Origin of the sequence: Nocardia sp. bgisy134 (assembly GCF_965341865.1) — a bacterium.
Taxonomy (GTDB): domain Bacteria; phylum Actinomycetota; class Actinomycetes; order Mycobacteriales; family Mycobacteriaceae; genus Nocardia.
Window position 1 is genome coordinate 1 of sequence record NZ_CBDQZP010000021.1, and the last position, 20,234, is coordinate 20,234.

The following is a 20,234-nucleotide window of genomic DNA, read 5'->3' on the forward strand; positions in this document are numbered from 1 at the left end:
CACCTCGACAGGTACTTCTCCGCGCGCGACGCGACGCATGGCGTTGAGCGTGGCGCCGACGGCCGCTATGTACTGGGTCGTCATCTCGGCGGCGTACGCCGACTCCTCGGGAGAACCGCTAGCGGCGCCGCCGAGCACCAGCGCGAAGCTGAACCGGAGGAACAGACCCTCCGCGTCCTCCTCGATGTCATTGGTGATCGTGCCGAGAACCGGACCCGAGAGGCGCGTGAACACCACCCGCCGCTCGGTCTCCAGAGCGATCCGCTCGGAATAGCGGTCGCCGAACAGATCGATCTCGCGATCGAAAGTCTCGTCGTCGAGGCGAGCGGTGACCTCGCAGTGCGTCATGGCCGGCACGAAGGGCAGCGCGTTGTTGGCCTTCATGGCCAGTCCCCGCCACACGGTGGTCCGATCGAGAGTGGGCTCGCCCGGCTCGTTGACCGGGAGGCGGTGGGTCACATAGATCATTTACTGACTCCTTGTGCGAGAGCGTCTTCGTGGGAAATCTGGTCGTGCACGCTGGCGATATCGAGCGCACCCCAGCCATCGACCAAGGCCTGGTCGAACACCGCTTTGGCCGCCTCGAACACCGGCCGACGCTCGCCGAGATCGTGCAGGTGCGCCTCGACCTGGTCGAGGATCTCCTGCAACGTCGCGATGGGCCCGGGGGCGGGCAGCCATGACCGGTGCGCCATGAGGGGACCTCGCTGCTGGAGCAGCGCCGAGCCCGCGATGGACGTCTCCAGGGTGCGCTGGACCATATCCAGGTCCAAGTTGTTGCGGCGGGCCAGCACGATCGCTTCCGCAGCCGCGACCGTATGGGTCGCCACGAGCATGGAGGAGATGTACTTCAGGTGGGTGCCGGTGCCGAAGTCACCGGTGATGACCCAGGGCCCCGAGATGGCGTCCAGGACATCGGCCACTCGATCGATCACCTCCGCTGCTCCAGAGGCGAAGACGGTGGCCAGACGCGGGCCGACCATTCCGGGACTACCACTGATCGGACAGTCGAGCATGGTGGCCCCGACGTGCTCGAGCTGACGCATCAGTTCGAGTTTCCTCGTGACCGGGATCGTGCTCATCTCGAGGTGGACCGTCCCGGGGCGCATCGTCGACAGCGTGCCCTCGGGCCCGCAGATGACGTGTTCGACGTCGTCCGCGGTCGGCAGGATCGACACGATGACCTCGCACGAGGCGGCCAGGTCCGCCGGCGATGACGCGACGGCGCCACCCGCGGCCCCGAGCTCGGGACACTCGATGCTCCGCCGGTACCCGACCACATCGAAGCCCCGATCCAGCAAGTTCTCAGCGATCGGAAGACCCATCTTGCCCAGGCCGATCACCCCGATAGTTCTCACATTCGTCACATCCTCACGGGTTTTCGTGCGGGGAGGGGACGGCTTCGCAGACGTCACGACTCCCAAATACTGTATACACTTTACCTCGCCGACTCACGAAAGAGAAGGAATATGTATACACACCGCTTAAGCTATGGCTATGAGTCGGAAAGTGCTCGTCCCGCACATCACCAAAGTGGAGCTGCCCGAGGCACGCCAGGCGATCCCGCACGTGCACGCCTACCTGCGCGAGCGGATTCTCGACGGCACCCTGCGACCTGGGACGAAGCTCTCCCAGGTATCGCTGGCCGAGCAGCTCGGCGTCAGCCGGACGCCGTTGCGCGAGGTGCTGCGGATGCTGCAGGAGGAGGGCCTGGTCCAGATCGAACCGAACCAGCGCACCCGCGTCTCCGTACTCGACCCTCGCGAGCTCGACGAAATCTATGCGAGCCGAGTCGTGCTCGAGTCGCTGGCCGTGGCCATGACCGTGGACAACTTCGACGCCGAAGCCCGACAGCAGGCGGCTGAGCAGCTGGCGGCCATGCGAGCGGCCGCGGAGGCAGGCGAGACCGAGCGCTGGTTCGTCATCCACTCGGAGTTCCATCGCACGATCACCTGCGGCGCCGGCGACACCATGCAGAAGCAGTTGCGTCAACTGGCCGACCGGTGCGTCCGGTATATCCGGATCTACCAGGGTGGCGAGCCGAACAGCTGGCACAAGGCCGGTGATCGCGAGCACGCGCAGATTCTGTCCGCGCTGGAAGCGGGAACCAAAGCCGTGGCCCAAGCCCGCATGGCCAGCCACCTGGCCCACACCGCCGTCAAAGTGTTGAGCGATACCTCGCCCGACTACCAGCCGACCGCCGTGCCCTTGGCGCTGGAGATGGTCGGCGTTCCGGACTGACGGTGCGCGGGCCGCCATGAGCGGCAACGATCTTCGCGATGAGGTCGAAGTCAGGCCGGCGCCGCGGCAGCAACAGCTCGGGGCGGACCGCGCCGACCACACCACTCACGTGCTGCGCGTCCTGGCGCTGTGCGATCTGCCGGCCGCGCGGCGGATGCGGACCAACCCCGCGTCACCACTGACGGTGGTGAAGTGGTGACGCGGGGGTCACCGAGAGGAAGTGCTCAGCCGAGCATGGTGACTTCCAGGTCGCCGTCGGCGTACTGGCTGCGCAGCCGCTTCTTGTCGAACTTGCCCACGCTGGTCTTGGGAACCTCGGCGATGAACGTCCAGCGTTCGGGCAGCTGCCATTTCGCGAACTTGTCGGCCAGGAATTCGCGCAGCTCTTCGGGTTTCGCCTCGGCGGCCTCGGCGAGCACGATGGCCACCAGCGGGCGCTCGTCCCACTTCTCGTCCGGCACGCCGATCACGGCGGCCTCGGCGACCGCGGGGTGTTCCACCACGGCGTTCTCCAGATCCACCGACGAAATCCACTCCCCACCGGACTTGATCACGTCCTTGGAACGATCCACCAGGGTGAGATAACCGTCCTCGCTGATCTTCCCGACATCGCCGGTGCGCAGCCAGCCGCCGTCGAACTTCTCCGGATCCACCGGCGTGCCCTCCGGCGAGTAGTAGGAGCCGGTGATCCACGGGCCGCGCACTTCCAGCTCACCCAGCGACACACCGTCGTTGGCCACCACACTGCCGTCGTCCGCGACCAGACGGGCCTGCACGCCGGCGGGGAAACGCCCCTGCGTCACCCGGTAGGCCCACTTGTCCTCCTCAGTGACCGCGGTCGCGGGCGGATGCGCGACGCTACCCAGCGGCGAGGTCTCGGTCATGCCCCACGCGTGCAGCACCTGCACGCCGTGCTCGTCCTCGAAGGTGCGCATCATCGACGGCGGAACGGCCGAACCGCCCACCACTACCGCGCGCAGATGTGTGATGTCCTGCGGATTCGCCGCCAGCCCCGCCAGCACGCCACCCCAGATCGTCGGCACCGCGGCGGCGAAGGACGGCTGCTGCGCGGCCATGCACTCGAGCAGCGGACCCGGCTGCAGGAACCGGTCCGGCATCAGCAGATTCGACCCGGACATCAATGCCGCGTACGGCAGGCCCCAGGCGTTCGCGTGGAACAGCGGGACGATGGCCAGGATGGTGTCGGTGCCGTGCAGGCCCATGCCGTTGTTCGCGCCGACCTGCATGGCGTGCAGCCAGTTGGAGCGATGCGAGTACACCACGCCCTTGGGGTCGCCGGTGGTGCCGGAGGTGTAACACATTGCGGCAGCTGACCGTTCGTCGATCACCGGGAAGTCGCAGCTGTCCGGCTGGGCGGCCAGCAGTTCGGTGTAGGAGTGCACCTGCACGCCCTCGGGGGCCTGCAACGCGGACGCGTCGCCGTTGGCGACGATGACGTGGCGCACCGTCTTCAGGTTCGGCAGGTACTGGGCGAACATCGGCACCAGGGTGCCGTCCACGATGACCACCTGGTCCTCGGCGTGATTGGCCACGTAGACCAGCTGCTCGGGGAACAACCGGATGTTCAGCGCATGCAGCACCGCCCCCATCGCCGGCACCGCGATATAGGCGACCATATGCTCGTTGTTGTTCCACATGAAGGTGCCGACGCGATCGCCGACACCAATTCCCAAGCCGCGCAACGCATTTGCCAGACGCGCCGATTCGGCGCCCAGCTCGCGGTATGTCATGGTGCGTACGCCGGTCCCAGTCCAGGTCGATACGGTGGAATCGCCCATGAACGTCGATGCGTAGCGCAGCAACGTGGCCAGCGACAACGGCTCGTCCTGCATGGTGCTCAACATCGGAACTCCTCTTTTCTCCAATGACTTCCCGCTCGGAAAGCCAAGTCGGTATCGGCCACCTTCGGGGTCTGCGACGTGATCCCGTAGAGCAACCCGATCCATCGGATCACTTCGGGATACAGAATCGGCTTGCCGCTGGTGAGCACGGCACACGACAGCGGACGCTCAGGGTCGGCCCAGGCCACGTTGTCGGTGAAGCCGAGATCACCGAAAGCACGCGTGGTGTCGGAATTCTCGAAGGCCCCCGCGAGCACGGGGGCTCAGCCAGGTCAGGCCTCGGACAGGAACGGTTCGACGACGCCGAGGAACTCGGCGGTCTTCTCGATCATGGTCCAGTGGCCGCAGTTGCCCAGCACGTGCAGCCGGACGTCTGGAAGGAGTTCCAGCAACGCCCCCGAGGATTCCTTCCACGGCACGACCCGGTCGTCCCGCCCGTGGATCATGAGGGTCGGCTGCGCCACCCGGGTCAGCTCGGCACCGGACAGGGCGAGGTCGTCGACCCAGCGTTGGCGCGGTTCGGGGAACATCGCTTCCCAGGATTTCGCGATGGTGGGCTCGGCACTTGCCCCGTATCGCATCTCGACCAGCTGATCGGTGATCAGCCCCCGGTCGAAGGCGAACAGCCCGATGATCTCGCGCATGTTCTCCATTCCCGGCCGATAGCTCCAGACCGTGTCGAGCCCTTGCGGTAGCGCCATCGCGACACCCATCGAGCCCATGAGGACGAGGCGGCGAACGGCCTGGGGACGCTCGGCCGCGAGCGAAAGGGCGATTGCCCCGCCCATCGAGTTGCCGATGATGTCGAAGGTCTCGATGCCGAGTTCGTCCATCAGCGCGAGTGCGTGCCGGGTCCACGCCTGCCGACCCCACGTGCGCGGCTCACCGGTGGCTGTGCCACCGAAGCCCAGCTGGTCGGGGGCGATGACACGCCGGGTCTGCGACAGGGACGGCAGTACGGGACGCCAGTTGGCCGCGGCGCTGACACCGGGACCGGATCCGTGCAGGAGCAGCAGCGGCGGCTGCGCGCTCTCGCCGCTGGGCTCCCCGGTGTCGATGACGGCGGTACGCACCCCCTCGACCTCGCGGATCGTTGCGGTCGGCTGATCGCTGGTGACGGTCACTTGCTAGCTCCTTGTCGGTGTGGAATGGGTTCGGTCATCGGGGCCGGACGCTGCGTCGACACTCGCTTGACCGGGCCAAGCCACATATCGATCGAACCGGGTTCGTCCGGATCGAACGTGCGCGGTCGCCAGGCCGCATCGTCCTCGATGCGACGCACACCGAACGAGTACTCGTAGGTGAAGCCCTCGGGGCCGAGAAAGTAGAGGAACACCGCTGTCGACTGCGGGTGGCGACCAGGACCCATTTCGATCTGGACGTCGTGCTCTTGCAGGAAGTGCCAGGAACGGAACACGTCGTCGATGGACTCGACCTGAAAGTTCATGTGGCACAGACCAGCGCTCTCACCCTGGAATACGGCCAGCTTGTGGTGCACGGGATCGATCCGCATCAGGCACGCGGCGTTGCCGATCCAATCCGAGACGCGGGCGTTGAAGTGCCCATTCCAGAACCGGTAGGCCTCGTGCACATCCGGGGCGTCGAGGCAGAGGTGCCCGAACTCCGTGATGCCGGCAGGCCGAGTGAAAGCGACCGGGCGGGTGATCGTTTCCTGCTGGCTGACCAGCTCGATGCGATTGCCGAAGGGGTCGTCGAAGCCGATGAACTCGGCCACGCGCCGCGAACGAGCCTCTTGTTTCGACCCACGCCGCACCGCGAAACCAGCCCGCTCGAGATCGCTCTCGGCCGCCTCCAGCGCATCCGTGTCGGCGACAGTGAACCCGGAGGCCAGGACCCCCGACACCCCTTCGACCAGAGCGAGACAGTGGTGGCGGGAGTCGGCGCGAAGGTGCGCGACGCCCGGTTCGGTCTCGCCGGCGAGCTCGAGACCGACGATGCGAGTCGCGAAGTCGACGGCCGTCCTGAGATCTGCGACTCCTGACCGCACGTAGGCGATGTCGGTCAGCGTGATCATGGGTTTCCTCTCCAGTGGAACCTTGCCGAACGCGCGCTGTCAGGAGTCGATCGCGTCCGGGATGAGGTTCTTCACCAGCCCCGGCTGCAGATAGCCGGTCTCCCCGTACCGAGCGACCAGCGCCGCGTTGTCGGCCAGCAGCTTCTCGATCGGTTCGGTGAGGTCGATCGCCGCCAGGAATGGCTGGCGGGCGGGCAGCCCGGTCTGCCAGTACACCTCGCACCGGTTGCCCTCGGGATCGAAGAAGTAGATTCCGAACGCGTTGCCGTGCGTCACGATCATGTCGAAGTCGACGTCGTGCTCGATGAATCTGCGGTGGAACTCGAGCAGTTCGGTCAGATGATTGACCCGGAACGAGACCTGCTGAATGAGCTTGGTGTTCTCGTCGGCGCGCGCCACGGTCCGGCCTTCGACGAGCTGGAACTCGTGGTGCTCGAAGTTCGGTCGGGCACTGAAGAATCGCATGCCCAGATTCAGATCCTCGTCGGTGACAATCAGTCCGAGGACATCGCGGTAGAACGCTGTGCTGGTCTCCAGGTCAGTGCAGAAAACTCCGAAATGACCGAGTTCGGCGATCGGCATGGTGAACCTTCCTTCCCATGGTTGGCGGCCGAGTCATGTGGTGGTCGATGAACAGCGCCTCGAACGGCTCGGCCGAGAAGTCCGCGTGCGGCGTCACTCCTGTTCGTTCTTGTCGACCGTAATGTGTATGCACTTTTAATGTCAAGGTTCTTCTGGAGTTTTCGGGCTCAAATTGCATACAGTTCTGGGATGAATTCCATGCCCCCCGCCACCGATCACGACGCTCCGGATCTCTCACGGCTCCTGGGACGGGATTACTGGATGGTCACCTCGACACCGGTAGACGGGACGACCGCCGAGGACATTGCCGCCCTCGTCCCGGAACACATCGCCTGGCTGCTGGACCTCGAGGAACGCCACCTCGTCTTCCTGTCCGGTCCCCTCGTCAGCGGCCCCGACGTCGGCCCGGGATCGGGCGTCACGGTCTTACGCGCCTCCGACGAGGCCGAGGCGATCTCCATTGCGTCAGCGGATCCCTTCGTCACGGCGGGTCTGCGAACCTTCGTTGTTCATCAGTGGCGCCTCAACGAGGGCAGCGTCTCGATGCGCCTGTCGCTCGGTCGCGGTACCTACGAATGGCAGTGAGCGAGTTGAGCCTTCCCTATGAGGTCGGGGCGGCCGTCAGGTCCAGGGCGATGTCGATGATCATGTCTTCCTGTCCACCGACGAGCCCGCGCCTGCCGACCTCGAGCAGGATGTCACGCACGTCGATGCCGTAGCGCTCGGAGGCGGCTTCCGCGTGGCGCAGGAAACTCGAATAGACGCCCGCATAACCGAGTGTGAGGGTCTCGCGGTCCACGCGGACCGGCCGGTCCTGCAACGGACGAACGAGGTCGTCGGCAGCGTCCTGAAGGGCGAAGAGGTCACATCCGTGCTTCCAGCCGTACAGGTCGGCCACGGCGACGAACGGCTCGATGGGACAGTTGCCTGCGCCCGCGCCGTGGCCTGCCAGCGAAGCATCGACCCGGGTCACTCCTTCCTCGACCGCCACCACGGAGTTGGCCACCGACAGCGACAGGTTCTCGTGCGCGTGAATGCCGATCTCCGTTGTCGGGGTGAGCACCTCGCGATAGGCGCGAACGCGCTCCCGGACCCCGTCCATCGTCAGCCGTCCCCCGGAGTCGGTGACATACACGCAGTGTGCGCCATAGGACTCCATCAGCGCCGCCTGCTTCGCCAGCTCGTCGGCCGGGGCCATGTGGCTCATCATCAGGAAGCCGGCCACGTCCATGCCGAGCTCGCGGGCCGTGGCGATGTGCTGCGCGGAGACGTCTGCCTCGGTGCAGTGCGTGGCCACGCGGACGGACCGGACGCCGAGGGAGTACGCCTGCTTCAGGTCATCGATGGTGCCGATTCCCGGCAATAACAACGTGGTCAAGCGAGCGTGCTCGATAGCGGCCGCGGCGGCTTCGATCCACTCCCAGTCGGTGTTGGAGCCTGGTCCGTAGTTGAGGGAGCCGCCGGCCAGGCCGTCACCGTGCGCGACCTCGATGCCATCGACACCGGCGGCATCGAGCGCGGCCACGATCGCGGCGACATTCTCCGGTGTGATGCGGTGCCGGACGGCATGCATCCCGTCACGCAGCGTCACATCCTGGATGAACAGGTTGGCGGTCATCGGGTTTCGTCCTTCCGCTGGGCGATGCGCTCGGCCATCCGCACGGCGGCAGAGGTCATGATGTCGAGGTTTCCGGCGTAGGCCGGCAGGTAGTGGGCGGCGCCCTCGACCCCGAGGAACACCGACACCTGATGGGTGGGCGCGGTGTCGGTGTCCTCGCGCAGCAATGTGTGCACCGGTTGGCCGTCCGGGATCGGGCTGATCTGGACCGCCTGCTCGAGCCGGTACCCGGGCACATAGGCGGCCACTTCGCCGACCATCTTCTGCACCGATGCGGTGATCTCGGCATGGACCGCCGCGCCGGGTGCTCGAACGAGGCACAAGACGGTGTCGCGCATGATCAACGGCGGCTCGGCGGGGTTGAGGATGATGACGGCCTTACCGCGCTCCGCTCCCCCGACGCTGGTGATGGCATGCGAAGTGGTTTCGGTGAACTCATCGATGTTGGCGCGCGTGCCCGGGCCTGCCGACTTCGAGGCGATGGACGCCACGATCTCCGCGTACGCGACCGGCACAACCCGCGCGACGGCCGCCACGATCGGGATCGTCGCCTGACCACCGCAGGTGACCATGTTGACGTTCGCGGCGTCGATGTGTTCCTCGATGTTGACCGCGGGAACCACGAACGGTCCGATCGCCGCCGGGGTGAGGTCGATGAGTCGCTTGCCGTACGGCGCCAGTTTGTCCGCGTTGGCCTCGTGCGCCTTGGCCGATGTCGCGTCGAAGACGATCTCGATCTCGTCGAATCCGGCCATGCCGATCAGGCCCTCGACGCCGTCGGCCGTGACGGGTACGCCGCAGCGGGCCGCGCGCGCCAGGCCGTCGGAGTCCGGGTCGATGCCCACCATGGCGCCCATCTCCAGGTGTTTCGAGAGCCGCAACACCTTGATCATCAGGTCGGTGCCGATATTCCCGGACCCGATGACGGCGACCTTGGACTTGCCTGCGCGGGTCATGCTGCCTCTCCTGCGTAGATCCTGGTGGCCCTGCTGGGGGTTGCGCCACCTGCGAAGCGGGCCTGGACCACGCCCAAGCCGCTGATCTCGGCGATAACGTGATCACCGCCGACCACCGGCGCCATCGGGCCCAGCGCGCCCGAGAGGATGATCTGGCCGGCCCGTAGCGGATCGCCGAATTCCCGGGCGGTCCGGGCGAGCCACCGCAGGGCTTCGAGCGGGTCGCCGAGGCAGGCGGAACCGGCGCCGGTGGACACTTCACGACCGCCGATCCGCATGCTCATGGTGACGTCGACCGGTCGGAACTCGTTCAGGTCGCGGCGGGCACCGCCGATCACGAACAGGCCGCTCGACGCGTTGTCGGCGACAGTGTCCCCGTACGTGATGTCCCACCCGGCGATGCGGCTGTCGACGATCTCCAGGGCGGGCGCGGCGTACGCGACCGCACGACGTACGGACTCGATATCGAGCGGTCCGTCGTCCAGGTCCCTGTCCAGGACGAAGGCGACCTCCGCCTCGACCTTCGGCTGGAGCAGCCGGTCCATCGCCACGACCTGCTCCTCCGAGCACTGCATGTCGGCGAAGAGGACACCGAAGTCCGGCCGGTCGACGCCGAGCTGGGCCTGGACTGCCGGTGAGGTCAGACCGATCTTCCGACCGACCATGATGGCGCCGCCGTCGAGCCGGGCGGAGGTGAGGCGCTCCTGGACGGCGTAGGCGGCGCCGACATCGGTGCTGCCGATCAGGTCACGGACCGGCGCACAGGGCTGCCGGTTCGCTGCTGCTCGGATGAGGCGGGCCGCGGCAGCCTCGACAACGTCGGGCCCGGATCCCGGGCTGTTGTTCACGAAGGACATGGGACACACCGTGACCCATCGATGTGCAACGTGGCGACGGTTGAGTTCCGGTGAGCCGAACTCGATCACAGATTGCCCAACGCGCGGTCGACGAAGTCGTTCCTGATTTCCGCAACGAGATTTCGCGTTCAAAGCTCAGAGGCCGAGCCCGACGTTGTGAAAGCGTCCTTTTCGGCACACTCGGAATGTAGCTGTAGCACTTCGCGATCCGGTTCATTACAGCAATGCGCCGCATCGCACGAATGCCATTGCCCCGGAGAGAGTTCGCTACGCCCATCCAGGGGCACGGTCGGCAATCAGCATGTGGGGTGTTCGAGTCGAGTTCGGCTGGATCTCGAACTGGTGGGCACAGGGAGGGATTCAGCTCCGACCGTGCCCATCAGATGCTGCAGCAGGCGGCATCGGTCATGTTTGTTCATCGCCAGAGCCGCTGACAAGGCATGGGCCGCAATGCTTCGCGCATATCGTGATCGATTTGAATTGTTGCCAGTCTCAGCTCATACATTGCCTTCGCAAAAGTGTGTGCTGCTACGGAGTCGGCTCGGTAGTGCATCGGCGGCCAACCCGGGAATCGGACTGTGAGATGGCACTGCATTACTCCACCTCACGTGCCTTCCGCAGCGGTTCATGGGCACCGCGACGGTCCTCGTCGACTTCGGCGTACCTCGAGGTGGCGCCGTCGAGTTGGACGGCGGGCCGGTCGGGGTGACGCGCCGCGAAGTCCACCATGATCGCCGCGCTACCGCGTTCCGGGCCGATCGCCGCTTCCGAGGGCCAGGAGCGGAACGAGTACGACGGCGACTGCCAGGTGCATCAGGGCGAGTGTGGCTTTGGTGCTGCCCGAAGCCTGGACGTACGCCATGGGCGCGAGCGACACCAGCAACACGGTGACGGCCACTCGGGTCCAGACGGCCGGGGCCCGGTCGGTCAACCGGTCCAGCCACTTGCGCGCCGCCGAGGCGAGCAGGGAGACTACGAGCGTGCTGCCCACGACGAGGGGCAGGCCGACGACCTGGGCCGGCCGTCCGTTGCGGGTATCGACGCGAAGTTCGACGCCGAGGCCGCGGGCTGCGGCCCACAGCAGGGCTGTGGCCAGGACGGCGCCGCCGACCGCGCACGCGTAGCGGAGGAGGCTCGGGCTGGGCCTGCGGGTGGATGTAGTGGTCATCAGTTCACTCCAAAAGAGGTTGGGACTGTCTTGCCTGGGCGGGGGCGCCGCGGCGAGGGGTATCGAGGCCACGCCGGTCCCGGCCGGGGGCACACAGGGAAGGTGATCGAAGACGAGCGGACCGCAGGATCGCCGCGGCCGGAGGGCATCCCGTTCATTCGTCGTCCAGGATCGGAAGGAACAAGCGTGAGTTGGAGTGCACCGTGTTGACGCAGGCCATGCCGACGGGGGCGTGACTGAACAGCAGCATGGGCTGGAAGTCCTCGCGATTGTCGTCGCTGGTGAGGATCAGCCGGATGCGGTGCCCGCGCTGGAACCGGCGGGCGTTGGCGACCAGCGGGATCCGGTAGTCGACCGGCTCGCCGGGAGGGACGGGAATCCGCGCCTGCATCGGGAGAACGGGCCTGCCCGTCTCACTCGCGTCCTCGTCGACGTGGCGCATGCTGGCGCGCAGCCAGCCCTGGGTGATGTCGATGGACGTGCCGTCCGGGCCGATGTCTTGCAGGAGCAGGATCCATCCCGTGTCGGCCTGACTGCTGGTGGCGGTGAGCCGTAGCTCGGGGTGACCGACCATGTCGAGGTCGCCGGGAAGGGGGTCGCTGATCCAACTCAGCTGGGCGGGCATGGCATTCGCGCCGTCCGTGGCGTAGCTGCGCTCGCCCGGCCGCTCGTCGGCCGTGAGCGAACCGTCGGCGTTGAGGCACAGGGCGATGTGGATGGCCGGTGGGGGCCAGGAGTCGGCAGTGTGCCACCGTTCGGCCCCGGGCAACCAGTAGCGGATGGCAGGGCCTTCGAGAATGCCGGTGTCCCGGCCCTTGAGCCAGTGGTCGAACCAGGCGAGGGCCTCGATGTGCATGCTTTCCCATGGCCAGGGCAGGCTGTGCTCTCCGAGCATGGTCATGCGCACGTGCGGATTGCGGGCGAGGGCCTCCCAGGCTTTGAAGAGACCGGGCAGATGGAGAGGGACGTTGGACCACTCGCCGCCGAGGTAGACGGGAATGTCGACACGGGAAAGCAATTCGGTCAGGTCACGCTCGTCCCACCACTCGTCCCGAACGGGGTGCTCGGCCACTGCGTTCAGCAGAGCGCCCCATGGGTGGGCATCGTGGCTCAAGCGGCTGACCAGCTGCAGGCCGTGGTGCACCTGGACGGCGTCGGCGTGGCGGAACCGGTGGTGGACGGCGGGAATGGCGAGAACTTTGCGCAGGAGACGGGACAGACCCTTGCGGTAGAGACGGTCGCCGTGGGCGGACAGGACGCCCAACGCGCGGAACCAGGGGGTAATGAAAGCCTCGCTCAACAGGCCGTTGTGGTAGCTGGCTTCCCACGCTTGGACGGTGACGTTGAAGGGAAACAGGGCCTTGAGGTGAGGCGGTCGCTGGGTGGCCGCCTCCATCTGGGTCATGGCGTAGTAGCTGATGCCGATCATGCCTACGTTCCCGTCGCACCACGGCTGCCCGGCGACCCACTCGACCAGGTCGAACAGGTCCTTGCGCTCCTGCTCGTCGAAGAAGGTGTAGGTGCCGCCCGAGCCCACCGTGCCGCGAAGGTTGGCGATGACATGGGCGTAACCGCGCGGCACCCAGAAGTCACTGGCGCCTGCCTCGATGATGGCCGCGGGGGCGCCCAGGTCCTGGAGCTGGCGCGGGTAGGGGGCCGCCGCGATGAGGGCGGGGAACCTGCCTTCCGCGTCGGGCCGGTGAATGTCGGCCAGGAGCCGGGTGCCATCGCGGACCGGGACGGGCACATTGTCCTCACGGGTCGTCCTGTGCTGGGCCGAGGACAGATTGCGGTACTGACGACCGGTGGTCTGCGGTCCGTTGAGCTGACGCTGGCCAGGCTCCACTCCAGCAGCCTTGAATCGGACCATGGCACTCCATTTCCACGTGTACTGAAATTAACTGGGCTCACCGTACGCGCGCCTGCTCGCTACGGGCAAGGGTAATTTCAATAGGTCATGAAAATACGGTGTCCGACGGGCGCCGCCCGGGTGGCCGCTTGCCTACGAGGTGTTCGCCGGGAGCTCGCCGCCACCGGGGCACACGTTCAGCGCGGCGGGGCTGAGGGCGGGAAGGCGCTTGACGATCAGTTCGCGAGCCCGGCTGGCCGACTGAGGCTGTACGGCGCAATGCCCGCCGCCTTGGCCGACCGAGGCTGTACGGCGCAATGCCCGCCGCCTTGGCCGGCTGCGGCTAGTACGGCACTATGCCCGCCCGCTTGGCCGCCGCTCCCCGCTCGCGAGTGCCGTCGAAACGGCGCCGGAGCCTCCAGGGACGGGACCGTCGCGAGCCCGGTGACCTGTCGTTGTCGTACACGTCGGAACCGTGAACGCCCCAGGGAAGCCGAGGTCACGGACCGGAACGATGCATCGTCCTCGCAGGCCATCCCATGGAGGGGGTGGAAGATTTCGGGACACCGGCTACCGGCGGTCTGCACTGGAAACTCGCGGACCGGCGGGCGATGTCCCACGTCGAGCAGTCGCTTGCGGTCAGACGTTCCCTGGGATGTCCCCGCCCAGGGCGCCCGTGAGGTAGTGCTGCACAGTCGGCGCGATCAGCCGGATGACCTGCTCCGAGGGGATGTCGGCAATACGGTCGAGCGCCCAGACGTAACGTGTCATCGCCAGGCCGACGATCTGCGTGGAGACCAGATCTGCGCGCAACTCGGCCTCATCGTGAGAAAGGCTCGCCGACACGACCTGCAGGACGAGCGCGGAGAAGACGGAGCGGAGTCGCTCCATGGCGAAGGGCTCGTGACTTGCCGCGAGGATGATCGAACGCAGAACCTCCGCGGTGGCCGGGTCGTCCCACATGCGCAGCGCCGCCTCCACGAAGGCCCGCCCGCGCTCGTCCAGCGGCACCTTGGCGGCTTCGGCAATGGCCTCACCGAAGGCATCCGGCGGCTCCAGCGCCGCCTTCAGCAGTCCCGTCTTGTTGGAAAAGTAATAGTTCACCAGGGTGGGGTCCACATCGGCGGCCTGAGCCACCGACCGCAACGAGGTCCCGCTGTATCCCCGCTCGGCGAAGGACTTGCGGGCGGCTGTCAGGATGCGGTCCGCCTGCGTGCCGCGTTCCCCGCGCGGACCCCTTCCTGCTCGTGCCGCCATGCCCCGCTGTCCCCTTTTTGCCCGTTCTACGAGCACGCGTGAATACCTGCCGATGCCGCTTCAGCACCCGCTGAAACGTATTTCAGCATACCGTGAAATTGCAACCAGGGACGGAACCCCAGCACGACCCGGGCCACTGCCGGGCAGATCGGCTCGGCATCGTCAGCCTCTTCGGCCGCGGCCCGGCCGCCGCGAGTGCGTCGCCGCCACATGGTCACGGACGCACACCGAACGAGTCCGCCGGACCACGGTCATCCGTCCGGCAGTTCTTCCGGCGTCCCCTCCGCGTCGGTGATGATCTTGGTCACCGCGGCAACAAGCGGGCCTTCGGGATCACTGAGACGCGGCAACGAGCTCCTATCCACCAACAGAGATCCAAGAGTGAGATCTACCAGTTCAGCACCGACCTGCTCGGCGGAGCTACGCCCTTCCGGATCGAACCACGTCCACGCCCATTGCGCCGCACCGAAGATGAGCAGGGTCCGGACACTTCCATCGACAGGCCGGAACTCGCCGGAAGCAACGCCCGATTCGAGCACGCCGCGCATGATTCCGATGTAATACCGGCGCAACTTACGCCCCTCGGCAGTCTCGTCCTGCTCAGCGAACCGCGCGACCTCACGCTGGAACGCGACAGTCCGATTTCTATCGCGCACCTGATAGAGCATGGAGGCGTGCAACAGTCCGGCCATCCGTTCGGTAGGCGTGGAAAACTGCGAAATGATGCGCTCCGCCTCATCGATACGCTGCCGCATATAGGAAATATGCAAGGCTTCCAGCAACCGCGCCTTCGTGCCGTAATGATGCACGATCAAGCCCTGCGAGATACCCAACTCCCTTGCTACACCACTGAAGCTGGTCCCGTCGTAGCCCTTCTCGGCAACATGGCGCGTGAAAGTATCCAGAATCGCACCCGACTTGCCCGGCTCAGCCGCACGCCTACTCACCCGGTACCACCCCTCCTCGTCCGAATTCCGGCACACTCTAGTGTCCACTGACCGCTCAGCCCCAGTCGTTGACTGAGTGCGCAGTCAGTACTAGCATTATGCGCCGAGTCACAGCCGTGATCTCGTTGTATCAATCATTCATCTACTTTCGAGCAGTCAACTATGCAACGGCACGCCTATTCAGCTGAGGTCGCGATCGAGCAACAAGCCTCAGATCTGCACATACGAGCCCACCTCCGCGGCCTGTGGAATCGGCGCACTACAGCATGACCGACCGTCCCGGCCATGGCATTGACATCTCGACGCGCATCGCCCGAGGCGGCGACCACCACGTCGTCACCGGCCGCAGCGTCCGGCCACCGCGCGCCATGAGCCCTCGCCGCCAGATCGTCACCGTTCACCGCGTGACGGCCCCCGAGGCTGCGCAGGCAACCCCGGCGAAGTCCACCACATGGCCGTCGCCGGCAACGAAGAACCATCTGGCCTGCTCGAAGCGTCGGCCCGCGACGGAGGACATGTGATCGCCATGGACGCGGATATGACGGAAGCACCGGAGGATCCGGAAACGGATGCGGGATCCCTGCTGTCACCGGATCAACTATTGGCCGCAATCGGTGGTCGTCTCGCTGGGCCGTTGCCGCTGATCGCGTGGGCGCGAGAACTGGGCGATCTACACGCCGCCCTGATTGCGGCGGTTTTGAATCCTCATCGGCATCCACCCGCCCGCACCGAGGCGGCTCTCCATACGGATATCGCGAAGGTCATCGACAAGATCAACTCTTGGGCGGTGTTCTACGTCCGCCACAGCCGGTGCGCCCGCCGCCACACTCACTCCTTCGGTGAGGTGATCAGTCATGTCGCAAAGAGCTATGCCGAGGCGTGGTGGACGGTGCTGCATGCCGACTGCGATGAGCTTCGGCACTCGGCGTGGGTCCATCTCGGCGAGGTCCGTGAGGGTTACGCGCAACTCCTCGGCGATATCCGGGCCGGCCGTGTCCAACTCCCACTGGGATGGCGCGGCATCGGACACGGCCGACAAAATGACAGCTCGTTCACCGATCAGGAAAGCGACGGGGACGAGGAGCGCCAAGCCGCGCAGTAGCAGGCAGCAGCCCTCGCCCAGACCCTGTGTGCTCATAGTCGACCGGCAGCATGCGGCTCACGCTGTCCGGCGACCGGGTCCACCACGCGTCTCAACGCCTTCAGATCAGCCTCGATCGCACGGAACAGCACATAGACGACGATGAAGGCGATGATCGCGCCGATGCACAACACCCGCACGGCCAGGAGCACCAGCGGAATGTCGTTCGGCGGTAGCAAGGTCACCCCGGCGATCGCCAGCAGTGGCACCGATGCCGCCACGGTGAGGTACACGGTGCAGCGGCGATCGAGTCGGCGCAGATGCAGAGCATCGGCCGCGGTGATGTCGCCGAGCGGGAGGAACATCGGATAGATGCAGCGCACCATGTAGAACGTCACCAGGAAGAACGGGTAGGCCACCGCCATCGCACCGCAGACCAGCACTCCGCCGAAGTGGTGCAGCAGCACCTCCTCGCTGAGCTCTTTGGTCGTGAGGTGGATCACGAGCGGGAAGATTATCGTCGCCAGGCTCCACAGTGAAAACGACACCAGCACAGCACGATCGCCGAGCCGCAGGGCATCCGATCGTGCCCGGGCAAGTGTCAGCGGGTCGTATTCCCGGCCCCGGCGCAGGCCGCGCGAGACGATGAGCAGATACCGCGACATGTACAGCACCAGCGCGATGCCCAACGGGAAGAACACCGCGTTCGTCAGGGCTGCGGTGATCCGTCCCGCGTGTTGCGCCGGGAGGCTCAGCCGTTCGACGATCAGCGTCCCAATGTGCTCGACGTTGTACGCCGATGCGAGCGCGTTCGGGATGCACGCGGCGAGTACCACCACCGGCACCAGCCACGGCCGTAGTCGTAATCGCCAACTGGACGGCGGCGGGTCGACCAGGTCGCGGGCGCGCTCGTCCAGACAGACTTCCAGCTGCTGGGCCAATTCCGCGCCATCGGCCCACCGCCGGTCACGCTCGGGCGCCAGGCAGGTCAGCAGCACCCGCCGCAGTGCCGCCGGACAGTCGGGCGGAATCCGCTCGAGCGCGCCCGCATCCACCCCGGCGCGACGGCGCTGCACCATGGCCGCCAGCGTGGCGGCATCGTCGTGTTCACCCGCGGTGATGTCGTCGAACGGCTTGGCGCCGGTGAGCAGCTCCCACAGCACCACACCGAGCGAATAGATGTCCGCGCGGGTGTCGAGATCGTCGGCGGACCGGTCGTAGCCGGGGTGGCAAACCTCCAGCTGTTCCGGTGCCATGTACGACAGAGAGCCGCCGAAATAGGCGACCGGGTTGGCCTCGGCGAGATCGCGGCTGAAACTGACGTTGAAATCGGCGAGTTTGGGCACCGCCTCGGCGGTGAGCAGCACATTGGCCGGTTTGACGTCACGGTGCAGCACTCCGTGCGCGTCCGCGTATGTCAGCGCCTCGGCGAGTCTGCGCCCGAGCCAGGCGACGGTTTCCGGCCACGACAGCGTCGTGATCTCCGCGCGCACGCTGGAATCGGTCGGCCGGATCTCTCCCTTCTCCGCCATTGCCGCGTCCACCGCGTCCAGCAGCAGCTGTCCGCTGCGCTGGTCCGATGGGGTGGCCCGCACCCGGTGCAACACGCCCAGCAGGGTGCCGCCGGGCAGGAACTGCATATACAGCAGTCGCAGCCGACGCCCACCGGGATCCCTGTCCAGGTCGGGCTCGTCCAGCAGCCGCTGATCGAAGACCCGCACGATGTAGTCGTGGTCGAGCTGTGCCAGCGTCTGCGGTTCGGTGCCGTGGTCGGTGGAGATCTTCACCGCCACCAGCCGCTGTAGCGACCGCTGCCGGGCCAGGAACACCCGCGCGAACGCACCGCTGCCCAGCACCGTGAGCAGGTCGAAATCATCGATTCGATCACCGACGGCGATACGGTCCAGCCCGGTGACCTGGGTTCCGGCAGTGCCCTGTCCGGTGCGGAGTTCGATAGCAGTGCGAGTCGGATACCCCGACGAGGTGATCGAGTCGCCAGAGGTCGCGGCGGTGAGTTCCAGGCTGCCGCGCCGGGCGCTCTGCTCTTCCTCGGCGTTGAGCAGCTCGCGCAGTTGCGCCGCCTGCTCGGGGTATTCCCGCAGGTATTCGCCCGGATCCACGTGTTCGCCGCTGTGGCGGCGAATCACGAACTCTTCGTACACCAGGTCGGCCGGAAGACGCTCCGGCGTCAGTTCGGGGAATTCGGACCGGTATTCGCACAGCCGCCTGCGCCCGGCTGTGGCCGCGACGGGTTCATCGGGGCGGGTCCCGGCCAGTCGGCGCAGCCATCGATGCCGCAGGTCGATCCGGATCAGTTCGATCAGCGCATCCAGGCGTGCGCCCGGCAGGTAGTCGGCGAGGACCGGTGGCAGACCGTCGGCTTCCCACGCGGCAGCGAAAGCGGCCACGGCGCCGAATTCGATTCCCGCCGTTGGTCGCCCGAACCCGCTCCCGGAATCGGAACTTTCGCTCATGTCTGCACCTATCGAGCCGGATCACCCACTCGTCGGTCGGTGGCTCGGGCGGACACAACCGCCAGACCGGGCACCATCATCCCCGAGAGACGCTGGAAACCCTCGGTACCCACGTCAGATCGGAGTTTCCACCGTCCGGGCCGGGTTGAGATCACCGCCACGAACTCGGCGACGCGCGTAGGTTTCTCGTGACCAATGCCCCGACGGGCATCTGGATGTCAGTGGCCTGCGACAGAGCTTCGAGGCCTTGATGGTGGGCTCTGGATGCCGACAGGGACTCGTCGGCGCCAGGTTCATCGGTTCGGTTGCGCTTCCCTCCGCTGTTTCAGAGCACCGGTTGCGGAGCTACGGCGCGGCGACTAGTTCCGGGCCGGGTACCCGTGCGGCCCCTGACTTCCCGGCGCGGGCGGCGTTCGCGCCGCAGCAGCGGCGACCACCGTCGCGAGGGTGGCGGCGAATGCGGCGAGCGCACACGGGATGGACAACCAAAAGGTGTCTTCGAAGAGGAATTCGAACTGCGCGGCACTGAGCACCGCTTCCACCATGCCGGACAGGAGCATGCCCGCAGCCACCGCCGCGAGCGCGCGCAGCGCGGGATACTTCGCGCCCATCCCCGCGAGCGCGCAGATACCGGTGAGGATCGCGAGCAGGATCATCAGCACGAGCATGATGTCCGACCAGAGGAAACGCGAACTCGCGGAGAACGCGTTGGCCACCCGAAAGACGATGGCGAGCAACGCGGCGACCAACAGCAGACCGCCCGCGACCCGCTCCATCGCGCCGCCGCTCGCCGGTCGGTTCGGTGGACCGTAACTGGGCACGGGTGGCACCGGACTCGGCGCGCCGGGCGGCGGTGCACCGTAGGGATGCGGCTGACCGAGATAGGGATGCGGCTGACTCTGCTGCGGGTTCAATTGACCCCCATACGGATTCGACTGGCCCGGCGACCCGTACCCACCCGGCTGACCCGGTGGTATCGGATTCCCCATCGGCGGCACTCCTCCCCGGCCGTCCCGGCCGCACTCTCGACTACTACAACGAAAGACCCTAGTGACTCCGGACCCGCAGCGCCGGATGGCGTCGACAGATCGCAGCTACCGCCCACGACCGACCCCAGATTGCAGCAACAAGACCTCTCCTCGACACATCGACCATCTCGGCGTCCGCCTGCCGTCGGCCACCCGCGTGCTCGCCACCGCACACGACCTACTCAGGGCAGCACGACACGGCACTCTTCCCGGAGACCGCAGCTCGGCACGCAGCCACGTGAATACCCGATTCGCCAGTTCCCAATCCCGCAGCAGCTC

Annotated in this window: 21 protein-coding genes; 5 read left to right on the plus strand and 16 right to left on the minus strand. The window is 66.5% G+C overall.

Annotated features, from left to right (window positions below):
* Window positions 1–468, minus strand: a 468-nt coding sequence (locus ACRWNM_RS29805) for an SRPBCC family protein (protein ID WP_431971457.1), incomplete at its 3' end; no start/stop codon positions are given.
* The gene (locus ACRWNM_RS29810; protein ID WP_431971458.1) at window positions 465–1,358 is read right to left on the minus strand and encodes an NAD(P)-dependent oxidoreductase; all 894 of its coding nucleotides are present in this window, start codon (window positions 1,356–1,358) and stop codon (window positions 465–467) included. The genes ACRWNM_RS29810 and ACRWNM_RS29805, both read right to left, overlap by 4 nt.
* A gap of 139 nt (window positions 1,359–1,497) precedes the next feature.
* Here ACRWNM_RS29810 and ACRWNM_RS29815 point away from each other — a divergent pair, with 139 nt between their 5' ends.
* Window positions 1,498–2,241 (plus strand): GntR family transcriptional regulator, encoded by a 744-nt coding sequence (locus tag ACRWNM_RS29815; RefSeq protein WP_431971459.1) that lies wholly within the window; start codon window positions 1,498–1,500, stop codon window positions 2,239–2,241.
* A gap of 16 nt (window positions 2,242–2,257) precedes the next feature.
* Complete coding sequence (locus tag ACRWNM_RS29820; RefSeq protein ID WP_431971460.1) at window positions 2,258–2,440, plus strand: hypothetical protein; 183 nt, start codon at window positions 2,258–2,260, stop codon at window positions 2,438–2,440.
* A 25-nt stretch (window positions 2,441–2,465) separates the two neighbouring features.
* Here the strand turns inward: ACRWNM_RS29820 and ACRWNM_RS29825 are convergent, their stop codons facing one another.
* The 5 genes from ACRWNM_RS29825 to ACRWNM_RS29845 are packed head-to-tail and all read right to left on the minus strand — an operon-like array spanning window position 2,466 to window position 6,720.
* Complete coding sequence (locus ACRWNM_RS29825; protein ID WP_431971461.1) at window positions 2,466–4,106, minus strand: long-chain fatty acid--CoA ligase; 1,641 nt, start codon at window positions 4,104–4,106, stop codon at window positions 2,466–2,468.
* On the minus strand, window positions 4,100–4,360 hold the full coding sequence (locus ACRWNM_RS29830; RefSeq protein WP_431971462.1) for a hypothetical protein: 261 nt from the start codon (window positions 4,358–4,360) through the stop codon (window positions 4,100–4,102). Before ACRWNM_RS29830 ends, ACRWNM_RS29825 begins: the two co-directional genes overlap by 7 nt.
* A 15-nt stretch (window positions 4,361–4,375) precedes the next feature.
* Window positions 4,376–5,227 carry an alpha/beta fold hydrolase gene (locus tag ACRWNM_RS29835; protein ID WP_431971463.1) on the minus strand — a complete coding sequence of 284 codons (852 nt, stop codon included), beginning with the start codon at window positions 5,225–5,227 and terminating at the stop codon, window positions 4,376–4,378.
* Window positions 5,224–6,138, minus strand: coding sequence for a VOC family protein (locus tag ACRWNM_RS29840; protein ID WP_431971464.1), 915 nt, complete (start codon window positions 6,136–6,138; stop codon window positions 5,224–5,226). Before ACRWNM_RS29840 ends, ACRWNM_RS29835 begins: the two co-directional genes overlap by 4 nt.
* 39 nt (window positions 6,139–6,177) lie before the next feature.
* Window positions 6,178–6,720, minus strand: a complete 543-nt coding sequence (locus tag ACRWNM_RS29845; protein WP_431971465.1) for a VOC family protein — start codon at window positions 6,718–6,720, stop codon at window positions 6,178–6,180.
* A 189-nt stretch (window positions 6,721–6,909) separates the two neighbouring features.
* On the opposite strand from ACRWNM_RS29845, the gene ACRWNM_RS29850 reads away from it, so the two are divergent.
* Complete coding sequence (locus ACRWNM_RS29850) at window positions 6,910–7,305, plus strand: YciI family protein (RefSeq protein ID WP_431971466.1); 396 nt, start codon at window positions 6,910–6,912, stop codon at window positions 7,303–7,305.
* Between the two features lie 16 nt (window positions 7,306–7,321).
* On the opposite strand, the gene dmpG is transcribed toward ACRWNM_RS29850, so the two are convergent.
* From dmpG to ACRWNM_RS29885, 7 genes are all read right to left on the minus strand, one after another.
* Entirely contained in the window at window positions 7,322–8,338 is a 1,017-nt protein-coding gene (gene dmpG, locus ACRWNM_RS29855; RefSeq protein ID WP_431971467.1) for a 4-hydroxy-2-oxovalerate aldolase, read from the minus strand.
* Window positions 8,335–9,294 carry an acetaldehyde dehydrogenase (acetylating) gene (locus ACRWNM_RS29860; protein ID WP_431971468.1) on the minus strand — a complete coding sequence of 320 codons (960 nt, stop codon included), beginning with the start codon at window positions 9,292–9,294 and terminating at the stop codon, window positions 8,335–8,337. Before ACRWNM_RS29860 ends, dmpG begins: the two co-directional genes overlap by 4 nt.
* Window positions 9,291–10,151 (minus strand): 2-keto-4-pentenoate hydratase, encoded by an 861-nt coding sequence (locus tag ACRWNM_RS29865; protein WP_431971469.1) that lies wholly within the window; start codon window positions 10,149–10,151, stop codon window positions 9,291–9,293. Before ACRWNM_RS29865 ends, ACRWNM_RS29860 begins: the two co-directional genes overlap by 4 nt.
* A gap of 739 nt (window positions 10,152–10,890) precedes the next feature.
* Window positions 10,891–11,319 carry a DUF6069 family protein gene (locus ACRWNM_RS29870; protein WP_431971470.1) on the minus strand — a complete coding sequence of 143 codons (429 nt, stop codon included), beginning with the start codon at window positions 11,317–11,319 and terminating at the stop codon, window positions 10,891–10,893.
* 154 nt (window positions 11,320–11,473) lie between these two features.
* Window positions 11,474–13,189 (minus strand): CocE/NonD family hydrolase, encoded by a 1,716-nt coding sequence (locus ACRWNM_RS29875; RefSeq protein ID WP_431971471.1) that lies wholly within the window; start codon window positions 13,187–13,189, stop codon window positions 11,474–11,476.
* 618 nt (window positions 13,190–13,807) lie between these two features.
* Window positions 13,808–14,425 carry a TetR family transcriptional regulator gene (locus ACRWNM_RS29880; protein WP_431971472.1) on the minus strand — a complete coding sequence of 206 codons (618 nt, stop codon included), beginning with the start codon at window positions 14,423–14,425 and terminating at the stop codon, window positions 13,808–13,810.
* Window positions 14,426–14,676: 251 nt separating this feature from the next.
* The gene (locus ACRWNM_RS29885) at window positions 14,677–15,372 is read right to left on the minus strand and encodes a TetR/AcrR family transcriptional regulator (protein ID WP_431971473.1); all 696 of its coding nucleotides are present in this window, start codon (window positions 15,370–15,372) and stop codon (window positions 14,677–14,679) included.
* A 266-nt stretch (window positions 15,373–15,638) separates the two neighbouring features.
* Here ACRWNM_RS29885 and ACRWNM_RS29890 point away from each other — a divergent pair, with 266 nt between their 5' ends.
* Both ACRWNM_RS29890 and ACRWNM_RS29895 read left to right on the plus strand, forming a co-directional pair.
* Window positions 15,639–15,893 carry a hypothetical protein gene (locus ACRWNM_RS29890; protein ID WP_431971474.1) on the plus strand — a complete coding sequence of 85 codons (255 nt, stop codon included), beginning with the start codon at window positions 15,639–15,641 and terminating at the stop codon, window positions 15,891–15,893.
* Entirely contained in the window at window positions 15,890–16,474 is a 585-nt protein-coding gene (locus ACRWNM_RS29895) for a hypothetical protein (protein ID WP_431971475.1), read from the plus strand. Before ACRWNM_RS29890 ends, ACRWNM_RS29895 begins: the two co-directional genes overlap by 4 nt.
* A gap of 32 nt (window positions 16,475–16,506) precedes the next feature.
* Here the strand turns inward: ACRWNM_RS29895 and ACRWNM_RS29900 are convergent, their stop codons facing one another.
* Together ACRWNM_RS29900 and ACRWNM_RS29905 are read right to left on the minus strand one after the other, a co-directional pair.
* The gene (locus ACRWNM_RS29900; protein WP_431971476.1) at window positions 16,507–18,927 is read right to left on the minus strand and encodes a protein kinase domain-containing protein; all 2,421 of its coding nucleotides are present in this window, start codon (window positions 18,925–18,927) and stop codon (window positions 16,507–16,509) included.
* A gap of 359 nt (window positions 18,928–19,286) precedes the next feature.
* Window positions 19,287–19,916: a hypothetical protein gene (locus tag ACRWNM_RS29905; protein ID WP_431971477.1), complete on the minus strand. Its 630-nt coding sequence runs from the start codon at window positions 19,914–19,916 to the stop codon at window positions 19,287–19,289.
* Window positions 19,917–20,234 lie beyond the last annotated feature (318 nt).

Excerpts from the sequence above, each read along its gene's own strand:
- dmpG (WP_431971467.1), bottom strand. The coding sequence starts at position 8,338 with ATGACCGCCAACCTGTTCATCCAGGATGTGACGCTGCGTGACGGGATG.
- ACRWNM_RS29840 (WP_431971464.1), bottom strand. The coding sequence starts at position 6,138 with ATGATCACGCTGACCGACATCGCCTACGTGCGGTCAGGAGTCGCAGAT.
- ACRWNM_RS29870 (WP_431971470.1), bottom strand. The coding sequence starts at position 11,319 with ATGACCACTACATCCACCCGCAGGCCCAGCCCGAGCCTCCTCCGCTAC.
- ACRWNM_RS29890 (WP_431971474.1), top strand. The coding sequence starts at position 15,639 with ATGACCGACCGTCCCGGCCATGGCATTGACATCTCGACGCGCATCGCC.
- ACRWNM_RS29815 (WP_431971459.1), top strand. The coding sequence starts at position 1,498 with ATGAGTCGGAAAGTGCTCGTCCCGCACATCACCAAAGTGGAGCTGCCC.
- ACRWNM_RS29820 (WP_431971460.1), top strand. The coding sequence starts at position 2,258 with ATGAGCGGCAACGATCTTCGCGATGAGGTCGAAGTCAGGCCGGCGCCG.
- ACRWNM_RS29825 (WP_431971461.1), bottom strand. The coding sequence starts at position 4,106 with ATGTTGAGCACCATGCAGGACGAGCCGTTGTCGCTGGCCACGTTGCTG.
- ACRWNM_RS29880 (WP_431971472.1), bottom strand. The coding sequence starts at position 14,425 with ATGGCGGCACGAGCAGGAAGGGGTCCGCGCGGGGAACGCGGCACGCAG.
- ACRWNM_RS29860 (WP_431971468.1), bottom strand. The coding sequence starts at position 9,294 with ATGACCCGCGCAGGCAAGTCCAAGGTCGCCGTCATCGGGTCCGGGAAT.
- ACRWNM_RS29900 (WP_431971476.1), bottom strand. The coding sequence starts at position 18,927 with ATGAGCGAAAGTTCCGATTCCGGGAGCGGGTTCGGGCGACCAACGGCG.
- ACRWNM_RS29875 (WP_431971471.1), bottom strand. The coding sequence starts at position 13,189 with ATGGTCCGATTCAAGGCTGCTGGAGTGGAGCCTGGCCAGCGTCAGCTC.
- ACRWNM_RS29865 (WP_431971469.1), bottom strand. The coding sequence starts at position 10,151 with ATGTCCTTCGTGAACAACAGCCCGGGATCCGGGCCCGACGTTGTCGAG.
- ACRWNM_RS29905 (WP_431971477.1), bottom strand. The coding sequence starts at position 19,916 with ATGGGGAATCCGATACCACCGGGTCAGCCGGGTGGGTACGGGTCGCCG.
- ACRWNM_RS29845 (WP_431971465.1), bottom strand. The coding sequence starts at position 6,720 with ATGCCGATCGCCGAACTCGGTCATTTCGGAGTTTTCTGCACTGACCTG.
- ACRWNM_RS29850 (WP_431971466.1), top strand. The coding sequence starts at position 6,910 with ATGAATTCCATGCCCCCCGCCACCGATCACGACGCTCCGGATCTCTCA.